At 68.9% G+C, this 21,582-nt stretch carries 23 protein-coding genes; 15 read left to right on the top strand and 8 right to left on the bottom strand.

Annotated elements, in window-relative coordinates; genetic code table 11:
• Positions 1–73: 73 nt before the first annotated feature.
• From pabB to folK, 3 genes are read left to right on the top strand one after another with little or no spacing between them, the layout of a single operon-like run.
• Positions 74–1,684: an aminodeoxychorismate synthase component I gene (pabB, locus tag E6C64_RS14945; protein WP_199241051.1), complete on the top strand. Its 1,611-nt coding sequence runs from the start codon at positions 74–76 to the stop codon at positions 1,682–1,684.
• A complete protein-coding gene (gene folB, locus E6C64_RS14940; RefSeq protein ID WP_136428266.1) occupies positions 1,681–2,055 on the top strand; it encodes a dihydroneopterin aldolase in 375 nt (124 codons plus the stop codon). The genes pabB and folB overlap by 4 nt, the downstream gene beginning before the upstream one ends.
• The gene (gene folK, locus E6C64_RS14935; protein WP_136428265.1) at positions 2,052–2,573 is read left to right on the top strand and encodes a 2-amino-4-hydroxy-6-hydroxymethyldihydropteridine diphosphokinase; all 522 of its coding nucleotides are present in this window, start codon (positions 2,052–2,054) and stop codon (positions 2,571–2,573) included. Before folB ends, folK begins: the two co-directional genes overlap by 4 nt.
• Positions 2,574–2,610: 37 nt before the next feature.
• Here the strand turns inward: folK and E6C64_RS14930 are convergent, their stop codons facing one another.
• Complete coding sequence (locus E6C64_RS14930; RefSeq protein ID WP_136428264.1) at positions 2,611–3,309, bottom strand: alpha/beta fold hydrolase; 699 nt, start codon at positions 3,307–3,309, stop codon at positions 2,611–2,613.
• Between the two features lie 86 nt (positions 3,310–3,395).
• Between E6C64_RS14930 and E6C64_RS14925 the strand changes: the two genes are divergently transcribed.
• The gene (locus E6C64_RS14925) at positions 3,396–4,322 is read left to right on the top strand and encodes a helix-turn-helix transcriptional regulator (protein ID WP_136428263.1); all 927 of its coding nucleotides are present in this window, start codon (positions 3,396–3,398) and stop codon (positions 4,320–4,322) included.
• A 59-nt stretch (positions 4,323–4,381) separates the two neighbouring features.
• Here E6C64_RS14925 and E6C64_RS14920 read toward each other — a convergent pair whose 3' ends face one another.
• A complete protein-coding gene (locus E6C64_RS14920; RefSeq protein WP_158437879.1) occupies positions 4,382–5,164 on the bottom strand; it encodes an NAD(P)-dependent oxidoreductase in 783 nt (260 codons plus the stop codon).
• A gap of 92 nt (positions 5,165–5,256) precedes the next feature.
• On the opposite strand from E6C64_RS14920, the gene E6C64_RS14915 reads away from it, so the two are divergent.
• Positions 5,257–5,919, top strand: coding sequence for a GntR family transcriptional regulator (locus tag E6C64_RS14915; protein ID WP_136428261.1), 663 nt, complete (start codon positions 5,257–5,259; stop codon positions 5,917–5,919).
• 369 nt (positions 5,920–6,288) lie between these two features.
• Here E6C64_RS14915 and E6C64_RS14910 read toward each other — a convergent pair whose 3' ends face one another.
• From E6C64_RS14910 to E6C64_RS14895, 4 genes are all read right to left on the bottom strand, one after another.
• Positions 6,289–7,245, bottom strand: a complete 957-nt coding sequence (locus E6C64_RS14910) for a VOC family protein (RefSeq protein ID WP_136428260.1) — start codon at positions 7,243–7,245, stop codon at positions 6,289–6,291.
• A gap of 71 nt (positions 7,246–7,316) precedes the next feature.
• Positions 7,317–8,372, bottom strand: a complete 1,056-nt coding sequence (locus tag E6C64_RS14905) for a 4-oxalomesaconate tautomerase (RefSeq protein WP_136428259.1) — start codon at positions 8,370–8,372, stop codon at positions 7,317–7,319.
• Positions 8,373–8,377: 5 nt separating this feature from the next.
• Complete coding sequence (locus tag E6C64_RS14900) at positions 8,378–9,118, bottom strand: 4-carboxy-4-hydroxy-2-oxoadipate aldolase/oxaloacetate decarboxylase (RefSeq protein WP_136428258.1); 741 nt, start codon at positions 9,116–9,118, stop codon at positions 8,378–8,380.
• An 8-nt stretch (positions 9,119–9,126) separates the two neighbouring features.
• The gene (locus E6C64_RS14895) at positions 9,127–9,831 is read right to left on the bottom strand and encodes a PIG-L deacetylase family protein (protein WP_233255645.1); all 705 of its coding nucleotides are present in this window, start codon (positions 9,829–9,831) and stop codon (positions 9,127–9,129) included.
• Between the two features lie 323 nt (positions 9,832–10,154).
• Here E6C64_RS14895 and E6C64_RS14890 point away from each other — a divergent pair, with 323 nt between their 5' ends.
• Entirely contained in the window at positions 10,155–11,516 is a 1,362-nt protein-coding gene (locus E6C64_RS14890; RefSeq protein WP_136428256.1) for an aminomethyltransferase family protein, read from the top strand.
• Between the two features lie 16 nt (positions 11,517–11,532).
• On the opposite strand, the gene E6C64_RS14885 is transcribed toward E6C64_RS14890, so the two are convergent.
• A complete protein-coding gene (locus E6C64_RS14885; protein WP_136428255.1) occupies positions 11,533–12,174 on the bottom strand; it encodes a PadR family transcriptional regulator in 642 nt (213 codons plus the stop codon).
• A 213-nt stretch (positions 12,175–12,387) separates the two neighbouring features.
• On the opposite strand from E6C64_RS14885, the gene E6C64_RS14880 reads away from it, so the two are divergent.
• The 5 genes from E6C64_RS14880 (at position 12,388) to folD (ending at position 17,323) form a co-directional block, all read left to right on the top strand.
• Positions 12,388–13,263 carry a methylenetetrahydrofolate reductase gene (locus tag E6C64_RS14880; RefSeq protein WP_233255644.1) on the top strand — a complete coding sequence of 292 codons (876 nt, stop codon included), beginning with the start codon at positions 12,388–12,390 and terminating at the stop codon, positions 13,261–13,263.
• A gap of 111 nt (positions 13,264–13,374) precedes the next feature.
• Positions 13,375–14,778: a vanillate/3-O-methylgallate O-demethylase gene (gene ligM, locus E6C64_RS14875; RefSeq protein ID WP_136428254.1), complete on the top strand. Its 1,404-nt coding sequence runs from the start codon at positions 13,375–13,377 to the stop codon at positions 14,776–14,778.
• 42 nt (positions 14,779–14,820) lie between these two features.
• Positions 14,821–15,480 (top strand): GTP cyclohydrolase I, encoded by a 660-nt coding sequence (folE, locus tag E6C64_RS14870; protein ID WP_136428253.1) that lies wholly within the window; start codon positions 14,821–14,823, stop codon positions 15,478–15,480.
• Positions 15,481–15,492: 12 nt separating this feature from the next.
• Positions 15,493–16,422, top strand: a complete 930-nt coding sequence (gene purU / locus E6C64_RS14865) for a formyltetrahydrofolate deformylase (protein ID WP_136428252.1) — start codon at positions 15,493–15,495, stop codon at positions 16,420–16,422.
• A gap of 25 nt (positions 16,423–16,447) precedes the next feature.
• A complete protein-coding gene (gene folD, locus E6C64_RS14860; RefSeq protein WP_136428251.1) occupies positions 16,448–17,323 on the top strand; it encodes a bifunctional methylenetetrahydrofolate dehydrogenase/methenyltetrahydrofolate cyclohydrolase FolD in 876 nt (291 codons plus the stop codon).
• A 72-nt stretch (positions 17,324–17,395) separates the two neighbouring features.
• Here folD and E6C64_RS14855 read toward each other — a convergent pair whose 3' ends face one another.
• A complete protein-coding gene (locus tag E6C64_RS14855) occupies positions 17,396–18,019 on the bottom strand; it encodes an N-acyl homoserine lactonase family protein (RefSeq protein WP_233255643.1) in 624 nt (207 codons plus the stop codon).
• 333 nt (positions 18,020–18,352) lie between these two features.
• Between E6C64_RS14855 and E6C64_RS14850 the strand changes: the two genes are divergently transcribed.
• The 4 genes from E6C64_RS14850 (at position 18,353) to E6C64_RS14835 (ending at position 21,554) form a co-directional block, all read left to right on the top strand.
• Complete coding sequence (locus E6C64_RS14850) at positions 18,353–18,955, top strand: class I SAM-dependent DNA methyltransferase (RefSeq protein WP_136428250.1); 603 nt, start codon at positions 18,353–18,355, stop codon at positions 18,953–18,955.
• 103 nt (positions 18,956–19,058) lie between these two features.
• Complete coding sequence (locus E6C64_RS14845) at positions 19,059–20,393, top strand: MFS transporter (RefSeq protein ID WP_233255642.1); 1,335 nt, start codon at positions 19,059–19,061, stop codon at positions 20,391–20,393.
• A gap of 74 nt (positions 20,394–20,467) precedes the next feature.
• Entirely contained in the window at positions 20,468–20,902 is a 435-nt protein-coding gene (locus tag E6C64_RS14840) for a VOC family protein (protein WP_136428249.1), read from the top strand.
• Positions 20,903–20,912: 10 nt separating this feature from the next.
• A complete protein-coding gene (locus E6C64_RS14835) occupies positions 20,913–21,554 on the top strand; it encodes a winged helix-turn-helix transcriptional regulator (RefSeq protein ID WP_136428248.1) in 642 nt (213 codons plus the stop codon).
• Positions 21,555–21,582 lie beyond the last annotated feature (28 nt).

Genomic DNA, 21,582 nt, shown 5'->3' with positions numbered 1-21,582 from the left:
GAAGCGGACCGAGCCCGGAGCAGGAAGACGATGTGCCATCATCGGGGTTCCCGAGGGCCGAAGGAGGAGCGGGATGCTGACCAGGCACGAGGCGCTGCCTCGCACCGCCGCCGCGATGCTCGCGGAGATCCAGGGCATCGCCGCCTCGTCCCGCACGAGCGTCGAGCTCGGCGGATGGCTGGAGCCCGAAGTCGTCTTCCTCGCGCTGATGCGGGATCAGCCCCACGCGGCCTGGTTGGACGCAGGAGTGCAGGCGACGAGCGGCTGGAGCCATCTCTGTCAGCTGGGCCCGGCCGGCTACGCACTGATCGGCTCCCCCACGTCCGTCTCGGTGCAGCACCCCTCGTCGGCGCGCGCCGCGGTCTTCGCCGGGTCGATCCTCGACGCCCTTGACGAGGTCGAGATGGGGGTCGGGTCCGGCACGTCCTCCCCCGGCGCGCAAGCGACAGCATCGGAGCGGTTCGAGCTCGGCTGGGTGGGCTGGCTCGGCTACGAATCGGGCGCCGCCGCCGTCGACGTGCAGCGCGCGCTCTCCGCATCCGAGGACGCCGCGCCGGATTCCGCGATGCTCTTCGTCGATCGGCTCATCGCATTCGACCACGTCGAGCGACGAGTCATCCTGACGACGTTCGCCGAGACGGACGGCGCACTCGAGTGGCTCGATCGGACCGAGCGCGACCTGCTCGAGCTGCGCGACCGCGCGACCGACGTCGAATCGGCGCAGCCCCCGAGAGCGGCCGTCGACGATCTCCCCCGCGTCGATCTCCCCCGCGTCGATCCGGTCGCGGTCGGCACCCTCAGGCACGCGCCGGACGCCTACCGTTCGATGATCCTCGCCTGCCAGGAGTCGATCGTCGCCGGCGACGCGTACCAGCTCTGCCTCACGAACCAGATCACCGTGCCGGTCCATGCGGACCCGGTGGCCGTGTACCGCCGGCTGCGGTGGATCAATCCGACGCCGCGCGGAGGCCTGATCGTCGCGGGCGATCTGGCGCTGGCCAGCTCCAGCCCCGAGCTGTTCCTGCGGATCGCTCCCGACGGCTCGCTCGAGACCCGGCCGATCAAGGGCACTCGACCCCGCGGCGCCGATCCCGCTGCCGACGGGCTGCTGCGCCGTGAGCTGTTCGAAAGCGAGAAGGAGCGTGCCGAGAACCTCATGATCGTCGATCTGATGCGCAACGACTTCACCCGGGTCGCGGAGCTCGGATCGGTCCGGGTGCCGTCGCTGTTCGCGGTCGAGCAGTACGCGAACGTCTTCCAGCTCGTCAGCACCGTCACCGCCCAGCTGGCGCCGGGCAGCACCCCACTCGCCGCGATCCGATCCGCCTTCCCCGCCGGCTCGATGACCGGGGCACCCAAGGTGCGTGCGATGTCGATCCTCGCCGAGCTGGAAGGCGGACCTCGTGGTCCGTACGCCGGAGCGTTCGGCTTCCTCGGCATCGATGGCAGGGTGGAGCTGTCGATGACCATCCGCACGGTCGTGCTGGACCGCCTCGGTGGAACTGCGACGATCGGGACGGGCGGCGGCATCACGGCGCTGTCGCAGCCCGACGAGGAGATCGCCGAGATGATCCTCAAGGCGCAGCCGGTGCTCGCCGCCCTCGGAGCACGACTCGAGACGGAGCTCCCCGCACCGGACCACCCGCAGGATGGAACGGCCATCCCCCGAGAGGAACGACCATGACCACCTCAGCATCCGACCACATCGATCTGGTGGGCATCGTCGCCTACGGACACCACGGAGTTCTCGGGTGGGAGCGCGAGCTCGGGCAGCCCTTCATCATCGATGTCCGCCTCTGGCTCTCCCTCGCTGCCGCGGGCGCCTCGAACGACCTGTCCCTGACCGTCAACTACGGCACCCTGGCCGGGGAGATCCTGGCCGCCGTCGAATCGGAGCCGGTCGACCTGATCGAAGCAGTCGCCGAGCGGGTGGCCGAGGTGGGTCTGGCCTACCCGATCGTCGAGTCCGTCCGGGTCACCATCCACAAGCCGCGAGCGCCTGTGCCCGTCGCCCTGTCCGACGTGAGCGTGACGATCATCCGGAGCCGCTCGTGACGCAGGACGCACAGGCTGACGGGGATGCAGGCGCCGCTGCCGTCCACTGCGCCGTCGTCGCATTCGGCAGCAACCTCGGCGTGCGGGAGGCGATCCTCAGCACGGCGGCCGACGAGCTGCGTGCGCTTCCCGACACCGAGTCGGTCGTGCTGTCCTCGATCCTCGAGTCCGTCGCGATCAAGCCATCGGGTCCGGACCCGAGTGCGCCGCCCTACCTCAACGCCGTGGCCCTGGTGCGGACCACCGCAGGCCGCGACGACTTCTTCCGCTCGCTCGGCCGGATCGAGCAGTCGCTCGGCCGGGTGCGGGTGGAGCGCTGGGGCGATCGGACGCTCGACCTCGACCTGATCGACTTCGACGGCGAGCCCCTCGAGACGGCGGATCTCACCCTCCCTCACCCGCGCGCCTACGAGCGGCTGTTCGTGCTCGAGCCGTGGCTCGAGCTCGATCCGCAGGCCGAGCTGCTCGGCCACGGCCCGGTCGACGAGCTGGTCTCCCGACTGCGCGCCGCGAGCTGAGGTCTGCGCGGCGCGCCCGTCCGAGCCTGAGCCGGGCTCAGCCGGCCGCGTTCTCGATGATCCGGACCACCGCGTCGGGCTGTGAGAGGAACGGGGAATGACTCGTATCGAGCCGGAACACCGACGACCCTGAGCGGGCGGCCAGCCCCTCCTGCGCCGGAACCGGGAAGATCGCGTCCTGCTCCGTGATGATGTAGGTCGAATCCGTGTCGTGCCAGGCGGCCGTCGTCAGCTCATCCGTGAAGGCGAGCACGCTCTGCGTCAGCAGCCGCGCCGCGCTCCGGTCGGCAAGGTCGTCGCTCACATCGCCGAAGAACAGCTGCTGAGGAGGCTGCTGCGCGTCGCCTGCCGTCACGAGCGGACCGTCGACGTGCCACCAGTCGGGCGCGACTCCGCCCACGGCTCCGAGGAGGGATTCGCCGACATCGAGCACGAAGGCGGCGATGAACACGATGTGCCGCACTTTGGGCGAGGATGCACCCTGGGAGACCGGTACGCCGCCGTAGGAATGCGCGACCACGACGACATCGCCGTCGATCGCGGCGATCGCTTCGGCGACGGCGTCCGCATCCTTCTGCATGCGCATGCCGATCTTGTCCGGGTGGTGCACCGTCGGGAGGTCGATGGTCTGCACCGTCCATCCGGATTCGGTCAGAAGCCGCTCCACGGGCGCCCAGCACCAGCTTCCGTGCCAGGCTCCGTGGACGAGCAGAAGAGTGGGACGAGGGGTATCCATTCGAGGTCCTTTCGAGAAGCGACGATGCTCTGCCAAGCACGCTAGATTCTGTTCGCGCTGCGGTCTGCGGCGCACAGCGAAAGTCGATGGCGATGAACGCAGATCCTGCGCCCACGGTGCACGGCAGCACGAGAGCGCTGCCGGAAGGACGCGACTACGACTACTTCTGCGACGCAGTGTCCGACGTGTACGTCGGCGTGCGGCCGGAACGGCCGAGCGGAGCCTTTCCCGCAGACTTCACCCTCATCGACTTCGGGGCCACGCAGCTGGGGTTCCTCTCGACGCCCGGCACACCGGCGTTCCGCGATAGATCGGCGATGCGGCGGCTGCCCGACGACGCCCTCTTCCTCAACTTCAGTCGCGCCCCGTGGACCCTCGAGCATCTCGGGCGGAGCTGGGACGTTCCGGGCGGGATGCCCCTCCTGCTCGACAACGACGCCCCGTTCCGTCTCGCCTTCGATCCTCGGCGGCGCATGCACCTCTACTCGCTCCGAATCCCCCGGGCGGCACTGGGCGCCGTCGACACGCGCTCACTGGACGAGCGGGCGCTCGCCAGCAGCGCCGGCGCCCATCTGGCCGCCCAGTTCGCTCTGCTCGCAGACATGATGGAGGCGGGTCGGACCGCTGCGGCGAGCGCCATGAGCGTCGCGGTGGTGGAGCTCGTCGGTGCCCTCTCCGAGTCTGCCGACACCCCGTCGGCGTCCAAGATTGCGACCTTCAAGGCGTCGGCACACGAGCGGATCGCTGATCGTCTGCTCACCGCGTCGGTGCTCGCTCGGACCTTCCACTGCTCCGTCCGCACCGTGCAGCTGGCATTCGCCGCCCACGGGGAGACGTTCGGAGGCTGGCTGACGTCGGCGCGGCTCGAACTCGCCCATGACCGACTGCGCAGCCCGGAGTGGGCGGGACGGAGCGTGGCTCAGATATCCACCGCCTGCGGATTCACCGACGTCTCGACCTTCTATCGCGCCTACCGTCGCCGATTCGGTGCGTCACCCGGAGCAGCCCGCTGACACGATGGGTGGACCCGTCCTCGAGGACGACGCAGGAGCAGGGTCCTTCCCGGATCCGCTCAGCCCGTCGGGAAGGCGGGGTCTTCGGCGAGCGCGTGCAGCCACTGGATCGTCGCGCCCGTGACCCAGGCCGGCGCCGCCAGCGTGCCGAGATAAGCCTCGGCGTCGCGCATCTCGTGCTCTCGGCGCGCGGCGTGCTGGCGGGTCCCGTCGACGAGGCGTTCGACGAGTGCGGGCCCGTCGGGTCCGAGTTCGGACGCCATCTCGGCCAGCATCCAGTCGCGGGAGCCGGCGATCTCGGCCGCGCTGGCGGCCTCCATGACGACGGCGGCGAGGCCCTTCATGAACACGCTGCGCAGCATCTTGAGACCGGCAGCCGTCCCGGCATCGGGACCTACGGCGGAGACGGGGACCCCGAGCTGCGACCAGGCGGAGACGAGCCGCTCCGCTCCGTCCCCGCTCGCGAGCAGGGGGGTCATCGCGCCCGCTCGCGGCACAGGCGCCATGACGGCGACATCGACGAATCGACGCTGGGCGGCTGCGGCGGCGGCCGCCAGCTCGGCCTTCTGCGCCGGCGCCCCGGTGTTGAGGTCAGCGAACACGGCGTCGGCAGGCATGGAGGCGAGCGACTCGTCGAGCACCGCGCTCGAGAAGGAGGCACCGACGAGGCTGACCACGAAGTCGGCGTCTCCGACGGCGGCGGCGATGGACGCGTCGCGTCGGACGCCCTCCGGGTCCTGCGCGGCAACGGGGTCGAAACCCGAGACCTGAGCCCCGAGACCGGCGAATCCCTCGGCGTAAAGGCGGCCCGCCTCGCCCAGCCCGACGACAGCGATCCGCATGATATCTCCCTCGACAGCCTGGTTCATGAGATTGTAGACATTAATGGCGCCCAGGCCGGCGCCGGGCGCATGCATCGAGAGAGGGCGGTCGGATGACCGACATCGCTACGGATTCCGCTCCTTCGACGGGCGCATCCGCCCTGCCCGATCTCACGCGGGCCATCCGCGACGCCATCGTCGGCGGGGAGTTCGCACCCAACCAGCGCCTCATCGAGGCCGACCTCAGTGCGTCGTTCGGAGCGAGCCGGGCCTCCGTCCGCACCGCGCTGTTCGAGCTGGCGAACGACGGACTCATCGACCGCCTGCCCAACCGCGGCTCGCGCGTGCGAGCGATCTCCGTCGATGAGGCCATCGAGATCCTCGAGGTGCGCATCGGCGTCGAGGGGCTCTGCGCCGCGAAGGCCGCCGAGCTGATCACCGATCCCGAGATCGCCGAGTTCAGCGAACTGCGCGCGGCACTGATCGCCTCCGTCGAGGACGGCGACCTCGTCGAGTACTCGCGGCTCAATCAGCTGCTCGACCGCCGGGTCCGAGAGATCAGCGCTCACAGCACGGCCGTCGGCATCATCGAGCGGCTGCGCAACCAGAGCGTCCGTCACCAGTTCCGGCTGTCGTTCCAGTCGGGCCGCGCGAGCGTCTCCGGACCGGAGCACGTCGCCATCATCGACGCCATCGTGCGCCGCGATCCCGAAGCCGCTCAGGCCGCGACCCGCGCCCACCTGCAGAGCGTCATCGCCGCCCTGCGCCTGAGCTGAGGGCGTAGGCGCAAGCGCCCGCTTCGGCCGAGGGCGGCCTCACGTGCGCGCGCCAGACCCGCGCGGCTGCGCCGCGGTCGCCTCACGGCGACGATCGCGATGCTGAACTGCCCACTTCTGCCGCCTGCAAGCGCATTCAGGCGGCAGAACTGGGCAACTCGCGGGTCGTCCTTCTGCCCGCTCGACGCAGGGCCTTCCCGGCTCAGCGGCCCGGCCGGCCACCTCACCCTGGCGGCCACCCTTGGGCAGCGCTCGGCCACCTTTCGCCGCGACGGCCACCTTTGCAAAGGTGGCCGTCAGCGGAAAAGGTGGCCGAGCAGCATCCTGCGCCCGCGTACCCCCGTGCCCGCGTGCGTACGCGCGCGCCGGCTATTCGCCGACGGGCGGGGTGCCGTGGGTGTGGAAGGTGGAGATCGTCTTCATGCCCCACGCCTGGCCCTTGGCGCGCTCGGCCTCGGTCCACTCGATCGTCTTCCAGTCGGGCGCGAGCATGAGGCGCGCGCCGGCGTTCGCGAACTCGATGCGGTTTCCGCCCGGCTCGTAGACGTAGAGGAAGAAGGTCTGCTGGATGGCGTGCTTGTGCGGTCCCGACTCGATGTGGATGCCGTTCTCGAGGAACACGTCGGCGCCCTTGAGGATGTCCTCACGGGTGTCCGTGGCGAAGGCGATGTGGTGCAGACGCCCCGTGCTGCCGGTGTTGTCCGCCGAGTAGACGACGTCGTACGACTTGCTGTTGAAGTGGAACCACTGGGCCGAGATCTGACCCGTGTTCAACCGGATCTGCTCCGTGGCCTCGCCGCCGAGCGCGTCGGCGATGAACGTGCCGTTCTCCTCGACGTCCTTGCCGAGGTAGTTGACGTGGTCGAGGCGCCGGGCGTTGATGCCGCGCCCCGGATACTTGTCCGCCTGGTTCTTGAGGGCAGGCTTCGCATCGTCGGGCGCCTGGAACCATTCGGTGTCGTAGTAGATCTCCATCGGGTGCCCGTCGGGATCGGTGAAGGCGTAGCTGCGGCCGACGCCCTGCTCGCCGTCCTTCCAGCCGATGCCGCGACCGGTCGCCTCGATCGCGGCCGCTCGGCGCTCGAGCGCCTCCTGGCTGCCGGTGCGCAGAGCGACCCGGCCCACTCCGGAGGCGGGGCTGGCGGTGAGCTTGAGCGTGTAGCGCTCGTAGTCGTCCCACGCGTGCAGGAAGACGGAGTCGCCCTCCGCCGCGACCTCGCGCATCGCGAGCAGCTCCGTGAAGAACCACCGGCTCTTGTCGAACTCGGAGGTGAGCAGCTCGACGTGGCCGAGATGGGCGATGTCGCCGAATGAACTGTTGCGCATGACTACTCCTTGATGACGTCGGCGTCAGGTTGAGGGATCAGGAAGGGACGGACGAGCTCAGAGCTGGATCACTAGCGCGGGAAGACGGTGCCGTCGAACAGCTTCCGAGCGGTGCGGATGTTGCCGGACGAGCGCACGTCCCGCCCGTCCATCTCGATCACGACGTCGAAGTGTCCGGTGGGATGCTCGATCCGGAACTGCTCGCCAGGAGCGGGCAGCGCGGCGAGGTCGTTGCCGACGGCGCCGTCGATCGATACTCCCGCCGCGACCGTGAGCGCTCCGAGCACGCCGATGGAGCTGTGCACCTTGACCGGCAGGAAGCTCCGGGTCGAGATGACGCCGCCGTCGGTGGGAGCTGCGAGCAGCACCATCTTCGGCACGGTGGTGCTCGAGACATCGCCCATGCCCATCAGCTCGGCGGCCTGCAGTCGGATTGCCGCAAGCCGGCGGTTGAGCTCGACGTCATCCTGCAGCGCCTCGGGCGACTCCGCTCCGGTCACACCGAGGTCGGTGGCGGCGATGAGGACGGACGGCATGCCGTTGTCGACGCAGGTCACGGTGACCCCGTCCACGACGTCGGTCGCGTTGCCGGTCGGCAGCAGCGCTCCCGTGGAGGAACCTGCCGTGTCGGTGAACTCGATCCGGATCTCGGCGGCCGTTCCGGGCACTCCGTCGATCGCGGTGTCGCCGCTGTAGTCCGGCATCCCGCCCGGGGTCGGGAAGGTGGCACGGGCGGTCGAGTCGGTGTTGATCATCTTGATGCGCACGCTGGTCTCGGCGCCCGTCGCGGGCACGAGACCGCGCTCCACGGCGAATGGGCCCACTCCGGCGAGCAGATTGCCGCAGTTCTGCCGATCGGTGACCACGGCCCGGTCGACCATCACCTGCAGGAAGAGGTAGTCGACATCCGTCGCATCATCGGCGGAGCGCCAGATCACGGCGACCTTGCTGGTGAGCGGGTCGGCACCGCCGATCCCGTCGATCTGACGCGGATCCGGGCTGCCCATGATGCGCAGGATGAGGTCGTCGCGCTCGGCGGAATCGCTGGGCAGATCCTCGGCGAGGAAGTAGGCGCCCTTGGACGTGCCGCCCCGCATCATCATGCAGCGGACGCCGTCAGTCGACATCGCGCTCACGCCTCGCCGGTCGAGGTGGGATCGGCTGGAGCGGAGTCGGGCTCGGCGTCCTCGCCTGTCGCGGCCACGTAGCTGACGCCCAGGTCGGAGAGCACACCGCGCAGCTTGTTGCGATCGAGGCTGAGCTCGCCGTTCTGATAGGCGGAACGGGAGTCCGCCTCCTTGGCGACGCGGGATGCGGATGCGGCGAGCGCCGTCGTGACGTCCTCGCGGGCGACGCAGAGCACGCCGTCATCGTCGGCCACCACCGCGTCTCCCGGACGGATCACGACACCGCCGACCACGATCGGCACGTTGACCGAGCCGGGTGTGGCCTTCACCGTGCCCTGCGCGTTCTGCGCCCCAGCCCATGCCGGGAAGCCCATGGCGCGGAGGTCGACCACGTCGCGGACTCCGCCTGTCGTGACAAGACCGCGGACGCCGCGCTGCTGCAGCGCGGTGGCGAAGAGCTCGCCGAACGAGCCGTCGAGTGACGGGGACACCGTGGTGACCACGAGCAGGTCGCCGGGGCGGCACTGCTCGACCGCCGCGTGGATCATCAGATTGTCGCCGGGCCAGCAGAGCACCGTGACGGCGGATCCCGCGACGCGAGCGCCGTCCTGGATCGGATGCACCGAGGTGCCCACCAGCCCGGTGCGTCCCATCGCCTCGTGCACGGTGGCGACACCGTACTCAGCCAGCTGGTCGAGGTCGGCGAGCGGCGTGCGCCTCACGCCGGTGACGATCACGTTCGGCATCCGAGCCCCTATTCCAGAACCGTGGTGACCTGCGGGTAGTAGCGCATGTACGCCTCGCCCTTGGTGTCGACCGGCAGCCCGAGGTTGGGCCCCGCGTTGCGCTTGACCTGCACGCCGCGACGGACCCCGAGGTCCGAGTAGTAGTCCCACATGTGCTTCTGGGCGGGCAGGCACTTCATCGCCTCGAGCTTCGCCGGCCACGCGGCGGTGATGTCGAGGAGCACGTTCGGCTTGAAGTCGGACTGCTCGGGCTGATGCGGCTCGAAGAAGAAGACGGGAGGCGCACCCAGCGGCTCGCCCTCCCCGGGGTAGCCGATCGCCTGGGCGAGGATGCGAGCCTGCAGCGTCATCCGCGCGGCTGCGGGGTGGTCGCCGTTGTACGGATCGGTCAGCGGATGGGTGAGCACGACGGTCGGCACCACGCGGCGGAAGACCTGCACCAGCTTGTCCGTGAGCTCAGGACTCTCGAGGAGCGGGTAGTCCCCCGCGTCGAGGAACTCGATCTCGGCGCCCAGGGCCGCGGCGGCACCCTCGGCCTCGGCGCGACGCATCGCCTTGATCTCCTCGAGGGACTTGCCGGCCAGCCACTGGCTCGCGGACTCGCCGCGCTCGCCGAATGAGAGGCAGACGATCACCGCGCGGTCGCCTCGCTGGACGGCCGATGCGATGGCGCCGGACGCCCGCCAGACGAAGTCGCCTGCGTGTGCGCTCACGACCAGTACGGTCCCGGCCTGGGTGCTCTGCGGTTGGTCGCTCATCGGCCCGGCTCCATCACTCGGTCATGTCTCTCGTGGCGGTGCCGTGGTCGCATGGCGATACGGCTCGCTTCGAGCCTCAGACAAGCACGCGTCATTTGGATTGTCAACAATTGTGTTTCCAAAATCGAACGGTCCCGTTGATGCGTTGCACTGAGCATCTCGCACAGGTATGTCGACCATCGTGGACACCGCGTCGGCCCTGTGGTCGGCGCCCGGATCGCGGCACCGCCGCCGCCCGCTCACCTCGTGGATCGCGTCCTCGAACGAAGGAGTTCACCATGGCCACCTCATCCCCGAGCCTCGCCGATGCCATCGCGGCGGCCGGCTCCTCCGTCGACTTCCTGCGCAACGCCCAGGCCCGACCGACCGTCTTCCCCGTCGCTCCCGAGTTCAGCAACTGGCGGTCCGAGCAGCACTCCTGGCGGGAGACCGTCGCCCTGCTCGACCAGTCGCACCACATGACCGACCTGTTCCTCACCGGACCGGACGCCCTCAAGCTGCTGAGCGACACCGGCGTCAACAGCTTCGCGAAGTTCCAGGTCGACAACGCCAAGCAGTTCATCGCCGTCAACCACGAGGGCTATCTGATCGGCGACGCGATCCTCTTCTACCTGGCGGAGGAGAGCTTCGACCTCGTCGGCCATCCGATGGTGATCGACTGGGTGCAGTACCACCTCGAGACCGGCGACTACGACGCGCAGGTCGAACGCGATGGCAACTCGATCGTCCGACAGGGCCCGCCCAAGCTCTACCGCTACGAGCTGCAGGGCCCGAACGCGCTCGCCCTCGTCGAGAAGCTGATCGGCGGCCCCGTGCCGGCGACGAAGTTCTTCCACATGACCAGCTTCCAGATCGCCGGCAGCACCGTCCGCGCACTCCGCCATGGCATGGCGGGCCAGCCCGGCTTCGAGCTGTTCGGGCCGTGGGCGGAAGGCGACTCCATCCGTGCGGCCCTCATCGAGGCGGGCGCCGACCTGGGTCTCGTCCAGGTCGGCTCGATGGGCTACTCGAGCGCCAACCTCGAATCGGGCTGGGTGCCCTCTCCCCTGCCCGCGATCTTCAGTGGCGAAGGCACCGACGCCTACCGCGCCTGGCTCGGCGCCGCGGGAGCTGGATCGCTCGCCGGCAGCCTGCTGTCCAGCGATATCGAGGACTACTACGTCACCCCGTACGACCTGGGCTACGGGCGCAGCGTCGCCTTCGACCACGACTTCATCGGCCGCGCCGCCCTCGAGCGGCATGCCGAGAACCAGACCCGCACCAAGGTGACGCTCGTCTGGAACGGCGACGACGTGGCCGCCGCGATCGGATCACTGTTCCAGCCCGGCACCCCCGCCAAGTACATGGCGCTGCCCAAGTCCCGCTACGGCCTCTACCAGGCGGATGAGGTGCTGCTCGACGGCAAGCCGGTCGGCATCTCGATGGACTGCGGCTACATGGCCAATGAGCAGGTCTTCGCATCCCTGGCCACCATCGACAGCTCAGCGGCCGAGACCGGCACAGAGGTCACCGTCACCTGGGGCGAGGATCCGAACACCCGCAAGCCGCAGGTCGAGCCGCATCGCCAGGTGACGATCCGCGCCACCGTCGCGCCGGCCCCCTACCTCGACTACGCCCGGAGCAACTACCGCGACCGCTGACCAGCGCTGCGGCGCGTCAGGCGCTCCGGTCGGCGGGGACGGAGGGCCGGCCGGTGATGATCGCGGCATCGGGGCGGTGGGCGTGCAGCCGTTCGCTCAGCTCCAGGCCGCGCTTGGCCCACTCGATCTGCTGCTCCGCCTGCGCGACAAGGCCCTGGTAGGAGAAGACCTTGAACTCGGTGATCGCCTCCCACGAATCCTCGGGGAAGTGCTCGAGCCGTCGGACCAGCGTCGGCTGGGAGTGATCCTGCAGCTCGCCGATCATGCCCAGCCACTGCTCGCGCCGCGCCTCGTAGTACTCGACATGGGCGACCAGCTGATCTCTCGTCGCCTCCGGCGTGGCCCATTCGAAGTACGCGGCCTTCAGATGCACGGGATCGCGCTCACGCGAGTAGTCGAGCGTGGTGTTCATCCACTCGCGGAACGCCCCGACCCCGGCATCGGTGATCGTGTACTCGCGCTTGGTCGTGGTCGGTCCCCACGGCACCGGGGCGCTCGTGACGAGTCCGACCTCCTCCATCTTGCGCAGCTCGGGATAGATCTGGGAATCAGGTGCATGCCAGACGAATCCGACCGAAGAGCGGAAAGACTTGCAGAGGTCGTAGCCGGTCATCGACTGCGTCGTCAGCAATGCGAGAAGCGCCTGTCGCAGACTCATGATCATCCTCGATTCCTGCCGGTGGCCACCAGGCTAACCGGCTGGAGAGCGGTTATGCCGTTCATCGGAATTGGTTCCACCCGAGTCTGGCGCACCGACGTGCATCTCCCTATGATCATAGTGACTCACCACTATGCAGATAGTGGTTGACCCGTTCCAAGGAGGCAATGTGGCCAGCATCTTGATCGCGCACGGATTCGTCGGAGCTGCGCAGTGAGCGCCGACGGCGTGACCACGAGCGGACAGGGCGTCGCGAAGCGACGGACCCTCAACGGCGTGCTGTCGAACATGGGCTACGAGGTGCTGCCGTTCAAGGCCACCGAGGACAACGTCGTGAAGTTCGTCCCCAAGTCGGTGCGCCTGACGGTCACCGCCTCTCCCCCCAAGGGCATCGAGGCGACCATCGCGCTCGCCGAGAAGTTCGCGGGACACGGCTACTCGGTCGCCCCGCACCTCTCGGCGAAGATGATCCGCGACAAGGTGCAGCTCGGAGAGTTCGTCCAGCGACTGAAGGCCGTCGGCATCGACAGCGTCTTCGTCGTGGGTGGCGACGCCGAGGAGCCGGCCGGCGAGTACACGGACGCCCTCTCGCTGCTCAAGTCGCTCGACTCCATCGGGCACGAGTTCACCTCGATCGGGATCGGCGGCTACCCGGAAGGGCACCACTTCATCCCGCAGGACGGACTCGACGCCGCCCTCAAGGAGAAGGCCCAGCTCGCGACCTACATCGCGACGCAGATCTGCTACGACGCTCCCGCGATCATCTCCTGGGCGCGTCGCATCAAGTCCGAGGGTGTCGATCTGCCCATCCGCGTCGGCATGCCGGGCGCAGTGAGCCGCGAGAAGCTCCTGCGCATCTCCCTCGCCTCGGGCGTCGGCGACTCGCTCAAGTTCCTGCAGAAGCAGAAGGGCATGTTCTGGCGCTTCTTCGTGCCGGGCGGCTACAGCCCGAACAAGCTGATCCGCGGCCTCAAGCCCGCCATCGGAGCGGCGGACAACAACTTGCAGGACTTCCACATCTTCACCTTCAACGAGCTGGAAGGCACCGAAGCCTGGCGCAAGCAGATGCTCCAGCGCTACCCGTCCTGACCCCCGCTCCGACCCACGCTTCAGACCGCATCACTCAGCTCCACCTCCCGCACCACCTCCACCCGCACGTCCCGAGCACAGACGCTCATCGATAGGAAAGAGAACCAGCGCATGGCCCCGAAGAATCTCCAGGAAGTCCTGGACGCAGCCGGCAACCCCGTCGAACTGCTCCGCAACTCGCCCATCGGCACCTACATCTACCCGGTCGTCCCGTCCGAGTTCAGCAACTGGCAGCGCGAGCAGCGCGCCTGGCGCGACTCGGCAGTCCTGTTCGACCAGTCGCACCACATGGACAACCTGATCATCCGCGGCAAGGACGCCCTCAAGCTGCTGCAGGACACGGCGATCAACTCCGTCGCCAACTTCCCGGTGGGCATGGCCAAGCAGCTCGTCCCGACCGCCTCGAACGGTGGCGTCGTCGGTGACGGCATCCTCTTCCACGAGATCGAGGGCGAGTACGTCTACGTCGGCCGCGCACCCGTGGCCAACTGGCTGCTCTTCCACGGCGAGACCGGCGGATACGACGTCGACATCGAGGTGGACCGCCGCTCCCCCGGCCGGCCGTACGGCAAGGCCGTGAGCCGCAAGTACTGGCGCTACCAGATCCAGGGTCCGAACGCCTGGCCGATCATCGAGAAGCTGCAGGGCGGCTCCGTCGACCAGGTCAAGTTCTTCCGCCTGGGCAAGCTCGACATCGACGGCACCGAGGTCAGCACCCTGCGCCACGGCATGGCCGGCGCACCGGGCCTCGAGCTCTGGGGCCCGTACGCGGACGCCGAGCGCATCCGCAACGCGATCCTCGAGGCGGGCCAGGAGTTCGGCCTCGAGCCCGTCGGCTCCCGCGCCTACTCGTCGAACACCCTCGAGTCGGGCTGGATCCCCTCCCCGCTGCCCGCCATCTACTCGGGCGAGGCCGAGCGCGCCTACCGCGAGTGGCTGCCCGTCGACAGCTACGAGGCCACCAACGCTCTCGCCGGCTCGTTCGTCTCGGACAACATCGAGGACTACTACCTCAACCCGTGGGAGCTCGGCTACGGCTCGTTCGTGAAGTTCGACCACGACTTCATCGGACGCGACGCGCTCGAGGCCATCGACCCGACCACGCAGCGCCGCAAGGTGACGCTGGCCTGGAATTCCGAGGACCTCGGCGAGATCATGAGCTCGCTCCTCGAGCAGGACGAGACCTCCGCCCAGTTCTTCAACCTGCCGAACGCCAACTACGGATCGTCGAACTTCGACTCCGTCGTCGACGCCAGCGGCAAGATCGTCGGCGCCTCGCTGTTCACCGGCTACAGCGCCAACGAGCGCCGCGGACTCTCGCTCGCGACGGTGGACCCCGACGTCGAGATCGGCACCGAGGTCAAGGTGCTGTGGGGCGAGGACCCGAACTCCAAGAAGACCTCGGTCCAGCCGCACAAGCAGCGCGAGGTGCGCGTCGTGGTCAGCCCGGTCCCCTACGCCGAGACGGCGCGGACCGAGTACCAGGGCGGCTGGCGCTCCGCCAGCTCCAACTGAGCCAGCGCCGACTGACACCGACGCGGGACTGACGTACTCGAGATGACGGACAACCCGGGCGGCGTGCCGACGAACGGCACGCCGCCCGGGCCCGATCTCGAGCGCGTCGCCGCGGCGGTCCGCGAGTTGCTCGCGGCACTGGGCGAGGACGTCGATCGCCCCGAGCTCGGTGCGACACCGGTGCGCTCGGCGCAGTCCTGGGCCGAGCTGCTGAGCGGACGGGACGCCGATCCTGTCGCTCCCCTGATCCCCCTGCCCGGCGAAGAGAGCTTCTCCGGGCAGGCGGTCGCCCTGCGGAACATCGCCTTCCGATCGGTCTGCGAGCACCACCTACTGCCGTTCGACGGCGTGATCCACCTGATGTACCGCCCCTCCGGCGCAGTGGCCGGCCTCGGCTCGTTCATCAGGACGATCGAGGCGCTCTCGTCACGGCTCCAGCTGCAGGAGCGTCTCACCGAGCAGATCGCGGATGCCATCGAGGCCGCGCTGGCGCCGGAGGGCATCCTCGTCGTGGCGCACGCCCGGCACGGCTGCGTCTCGGACCGCGGAGTGCGTGACGTGGGCGCCCGCACCATGACGATCGCCTCGCGCGGCTCCTACTCTGGAAGCGCGGAGGCGAGCGCAGCCGCTCTGCTCCTGCTTCCCACCCCGAGCGATCCCCCCACCTCCCCCGCCGACCCTTCGACGCCGCCAGGCATCTAAAAGGAGCACATCGTGTCACTCGCCGCACCGGCCAGCACTCCGGCCGCATCTCCGGCCAGCAATCCGAAGGCCGCCACCTCGCAGCCATCGGACAACACCGGCCGCCTCATCATCACCGGAGCGGACCGCCCGGGCATCGTCGCCACCGTGTCCTCGACGATGCAGGAGTTCGGGGCCAACATCATCTCGCTCGACCAGTTCTCCACCGACGCGGAGGGCGGCAACTTCTTCCAGCGCACGGTCTTCGACCTCCCCGACTTCCGCGCCCGACGCCCCGAGCTGGAGAAGGCGCTCGACGAGCGCCTGGGCGATGCCCTCGGCCTCACTTGGACCCTCACCTCCGCCAAGCAGCGCAAGCGGGTGTCGATCTTCGCGTCAAAGTCGGATCACTGCCTGCTCGAGCTGCTCTGGCGCCACCGCCGAGGAGAGCTCGACATGGACGTCGCCATGGTCGTCTCCAACCACTCCGACCTCGCCGAAGACGTCCGCCAATTCGGCATCCCCTTCTTCCACGTCCCCGTCACCGGCGACAAGAAGGAAGCCGAAGCCGAGCACCTCCGGCTGCTGCAGGGCAACGTCGACCTCGTCGTCCTCGCCCGCTATATGCAGATCATCTCCGACGACTTCCTGCAGAACGTCGGCGCACCCGTCATCAACATCCACCACTCCTTCCTCCCCGCCTTCATCGGCGCCGGCCCCTACCTCAAGGCCAAGGAACGCGGCGTCAAGCTCATCGGCGCCACCGCCCACTACGTCACCAAGGACCTCGACGAGGGCCCGATCATCGAGCAGGACGTCGCCCGGGTCACCCACGCCCAGTCCGCCGCGGACATGGCCCGCTACGGCGCCGACGTGGAGCGTCAGGTGCTGGCGCGTGCGGTGCAGTGGCACTGCGAGGACCGCGTCATCCGAGACGGCAACACCACCGTCGTCTTCCGATGAGCCGTCACCTGCTGGGGATGGTCGCATGACCGCCCAACTCATCGACGGCACCCGGATCGCCCGCGAGGTACGCGCCCGGGTCGCCGCCGAGGTCACCGAGTTCCGCGAGCGCACGGGCATCGTCCCGGGGCTCGCCACCATCCTGGTCGGGGAGGATCCCGCCAGCGAGGTCTACGTGCGCAACAAGCGCCGCCTCGCCGTCGAGACCGGCATGGCCGACCTGCACCGCCACCTCGACGCCGACGTCGCGCAGCCCACGGTCGCGGCGATCATCGAGGAGCTCGCCCACGACGACGCGGTCTCTGGCATCCTGCTTCAGCTTCCTCTTCCTCGGCATCTGGAGAGCGGTCCACTGATCGACCTCATCCCCGCGCTCAAGGACGTCGACGGCCTGACGACCCTGAGCGCCGGCCTGCTCGCCCGCGGCCGGCCGGGTCTTCGTCCCTGCACACCGAGCGGGGTGATCACCCTCATCGACTCCACCGGCATCTCACTGGAGGGGCTGAACGCCGTGGTCGTGGGCCGCTCCGAGCTGGTCGGCGGGCCGATGAGCCGCCTGCTCCTGGAGCGCAATGCGACCGTCACGACCGCCCACTCCCGTACCCGTGACCTCGTGGCCGTCGCCTCCGAGGCCGACGTGCTCATCGCCGCCGCCGGCGTGCCTCACCTCATCGGCGCGGAGCATGTGAAGCCCGGTGCGGTCGTGATCGATGTCGGCATCCACCGTACGGAGTCGGGCCTTACTGGCGATGTCCGGTTCGACGAGGTCAGCGCGGTCGCGGGCTGGATCACCCCGGTCCCCGGCGGGGTCGGCCCGATGACCATCGCCACCCTCCTCGCCAACACCGTGACCGCCGCGCGCATGCAGTGGGAACAGAGGCAGCTGGCGTCACGCGCCTGAGTCGCAGGTCCCAGTCGCAGGTCTGAGTCAGCTCGCCTGACTCAGCTCGCCTGACTCAGCGCACCGGTGAGGTCAGGTTGCCGGCGGCCGCCACGGCTCTTCCGCGTGGGCGAGCCAGACCGCGACGGGCTCGAGCGCTCGCACGATGCGCTGACCCTCAGTGCGCGGATCGTCCAGCTCGCCGTGGAAGACCGCCGTGTCGCCAGCGATCACGACGAGGCCCTCTGCTGTCTCGACCGTGACGACCTGCGATCCACGGGTGTGTCCGGGAGTCGGGACGAGCCGGATCCCCGGCAGCAGCTCGAATTCGCCGTCCACCGGAACGAAGCGCAGCTGGGGCGCCGCGATCCACTCCGTGATCGTGTAGTCCTCCAGGTTCAGCGCGTCGTCGAGCTCCTGGCGTTGCACATGGATCGGCCGGTCGGCGAAGAGGCGGTCTCCGCCGCAGTGATCGAAGTGCAGGTGCGTGTTGACGACCATGTCGATGCTGGACAGGTCGAGGTCCTGCTCGCTGAGCGGGGTGAGCAGCGGATCCATGTCGGCGACCGCCGGATGCAGCTCGGTCATGCCGGTGTCGACGATGATGCGCCCGTCGGGGTGCTCGATCAGGTGCACGTACACGGGCATCCGGCCGTCCTCGACCAGCAGCTGAGCCACCAGTATCGGCGTGATGGTGCTGTGGGTCGCCTCGGTCACGGCTCTGCCTCCACTGCTGCTCGTCGGCGGATCGACGGGATGTCGCCACGGTAGACGCTCGACGGCCGCTCGGCTACCCGCACCCACGCGGCGTCTCGGACACAACGCGGCGCTTCGGACAAAACGCGCTGGCACCCGACCGCGTTTCGTCCGCAGCGCCGCGTCGAGCTGAATTCCACCGCGCTTCCGCGCCCCGGTTGCGGACACAGCACTTTCCTACGGACAGAACACTGTGGTCTACGGGAGTGTTCTGTCCGCACGGCAGTGCTCGCGCGGATCGAGCGGTGCCCTCATCCCAGCGCCCCCGCGGACGGCACTCCTAGGGTGAGGCACATGAACGACCTGAGCGGCTACTTCCGCGATCTCTACGCGGCCGACGCGGATCCGTGGGGCTTCGAGAGCCGCTGGTACGAGGAGCGCAAGCGGGCCATCACCCTCGCCGCCCTTCCCGCCCAGCGCTACGGGAGCGCGCTCGAGCTCGGCTGCTCGATCGGAGTGCTGACCGCGCAGCTCGCACCCCGCTGCGATGCCCTGGTAGCCACGGACTTCGATTCGACGGCGCTCGACCAGGCGAGAGCGCGACTGGAGGGAGCATCGAATGTCGAGTTCGTGCGCTCGGCCCTGCCCGACGAGTGGCCCGACGGTCGGTTCGACCTGATCCTGATGTCCGAGGTCGGCTACTTCCTGACCGAGGAGGCCCTGCGTCGCGTCGCCGCACGGATCGTCGGATCACTCGCTCCGAGCGGTGTCCTGCTGCTGTGCCACTGGCGGCCGGCATTCGACCCCGCCCCTCTCGATGGCGACCGGGTGCACCGGATCATCCGCGAAGCGACGGGCTATCCGGCCGTCGTGCACCACGAGGAGGACGACTTCCTGCTCGACGTGCTGAGCCCCGACGCCGTCTCCGTCGCCCGCCGCACCGGCCTGCGCGACTGACCCACGGCCCGGGCGGCGGGATACTTGAGCCGCGAGGCGGCCGTTCCGTCACAGCGAGGAGACGGAGCTGGACCTCAAGCGACAGCGCTGGATCGCGTACCTCGTGGCCGGCTGCTTCTTCATGGAGAACCTCGACGGCACCATCGTCACCACCGCGGCACCCGCGATCGGCGAGGACCTTGGCGTCGACTCCGCCTCGGTGGGCGTCACCGTCACGGCGTTCCTGCTCACGGTCGCCGTGATCATCCCGGCGTCCGGCTGGCTGAGCGAGCGCTTCGGTGTGCGTCGGATCTTCACCCTCGCCATCGCGATATTCACCATCGCGTCGCTGCTCTGCGCACTCAGCACCAGCCTGCCGATGCTGGTCGGCATGCGCGTGCTGCAGGGGGTCGGAGGAGCGCTCATGGTCCCGGTCGGGCGGGCCGCCGTGCTGCGCGTCACGCCGACGACGGGGATCATCAAAGCGATCGCCATCCTCGTCTGGCCGGGTCTCGTCGCGCCCATCATCGCGCCGTTCGTCGGCGGCGTGCTGACCACCTATGCGTCATGGCACTGGATCTTCCTCATCAACCTGCCGCTGGGCATCGCGGCGTTCGTGATCGCGCTGCGGATCATCCCCGAGGTCGAGGGGCCGCCGGCTCCCGCCCTCGACGTGCCGGGGTTCGCGCTCGTCGTCGTGGGACTGGGATCGCTGGTCTACGGCACGAGCCTGGTGAGCGAATCCGGAGTGGACCTCGTCGCGCTCGGCATCGCCGGCGCGATCGGTCTGCTCGTGATCGCCTTCGCCATCCGCCACCTGCTGCGATCGGACCATCCGCTCCTTCAGCTGCGGAACTTCCGGCACGAGTCGTTCCGGGTCGCGAATTCCAGCGGATCCGTCTATCGCGCCGCGATCAATGCGGTGCCGTTCCTGCTCCCGCTGATGTTCCAGGACGCGTTCGGCTGGTCCGCCGTCGAGGCGGGGGCGATCGTGCTCTGGCTGTTCGTCGGCAATCTGGCGATCAAGCCGGCGACAACCTGGCTGCTGAAGACCTTCGGATTCCGCTGGGTGCTCATCGCGGCCAACGCGACCGGAATCGCCTGCATGGTCGGAATGGCCTTCCTGACGCCGCAGTCGAGCCTGCTCCTGGTCGTACCGCTGCTCGTGCTGAGCGGGATCGCCCGTTCGTCGGGCTTCACGGCCTACGCGACGATCACCTACGCCGAGATCCCGCCGGACGAGCTGTCGTCGGCGAACACGCTGGTCTCCACCATCCAGCAGGTCGCGGTGGGCTTCGGCGTCGCGATCGGCGCGATGGCCCTTGCGACGGGTTTCGCACTCGGCACAGGGCTGATCCCCTACCGGTTCGCGTTCCTCCTGATCGCGGCGATCACCGTGCTGCCGCTCGTCGCGGCCGTGCGATTGTCTCGGACCGCGGGCAGCTCGCTCACTGGGTGACCATTCCCCTTGACGCGGCACTTGTTTTTTGCAAGTGTGGGTCTCACACACCCCTCACGTCAGAAGGAAGCCCCATGGCATCGATGTTCGTCAACCTGCCCGTCACCGATCTGGACCGCGCCAAGGCGTTCTACACCGCCATCGGATTCCGCATCAATCCGCAGTTCTCCGACCACAACGCCGCCTGCGTCGTCGTCGAAGAGGATCACAGCTACTTCATGATCCACACCCGCGAGTACTTCCAGACCTTCACCAAGCTCCCGATCGGCGACCCGTCGGTCAACCCCGCCTCGTCCACCGCGATCTTCCTGGAGACGCGTGACGCGGTCGACAAGGCCGTCGTGGACGGCCTCGCGGCAGGCGGCGCCGAGCCGGGAGAGCCCGCGGACTACGGCTTCATGTACCAGCGCGGGCTGACCGACCCCGACGGCAATGTGATCGACTTCGGCTGGATGGATCCGGTCGCCGCCGCGCAGGGCCCCGAGGCCTTCGCGAACCAGCAGTCCTAACCGACAGCCGATGGCTGCGCGCGACTACGGCCAGTACTCCGGTGTGACCCAGGCACTGGAGCTCGTCGGAGAGCGCTGGGCGCTGCTCATCATCCGCGACCTCCTGGTGGGGCCGCGTCGCTACGGCGAGCTCGCTGCGGGACTCCCCCGCATCCCGAGCAACATCCTGGCGGCGCGGCTCAAGGAGCTGCAGGCGGCCGGCGTGATCCGCCGGGCGCCCCGCTCGCGGATCATCCTGTACGAGCTGACCCCCTACGGCCGCGAGCTCGAGCCCGTCGTGCTCGCGCTCGGAGCGTGGGGATTCAAGGCGCTCGGTGATCCGCGCGACGAGCAGATCATCACGCCCGACTCGATGACCATCGACTTGCGCACGGCGTTCCAGCCGATCGTCGCCGCGAGCCTGCCCGCGACCTCGTACGGGGCACGGCTCGGCGGTGCGGAGCTGCTGATCCGGGTCGACGGATCGCGCCTCGACGTCAGCCGGGGGGAAGGACCGGTCGACTTCGCGTTCGCGACCGGTCCCGACATCCGACGCCTCATCTCGGGCGAGCTCGCTCCCGGGCGAGCGATCGCCACAGGGGCTGTCGAGGTGCTGCAGGGCCGAAGCGATCTGCTGGATCGCTTCGTGAGCACCTTCCACCTCGCCGCCTGAACCGGCCGAGTCGCCTGCTGCGACCGGC

This window comes from Naasia lichenicola (assembly GCF_004801885.1).
Classification (GTDB): Bacteria; Actinomycetota; Actinomycetes; order Actinomycetales; family Microbacteriaceae; genus Naasia; species Naasia lichenicola.
The sequence above is the reverse complement of the archived record's forward strand: the minus strand, read 5'-3'. Positions and strand labels throughout refer to the sequence as shown.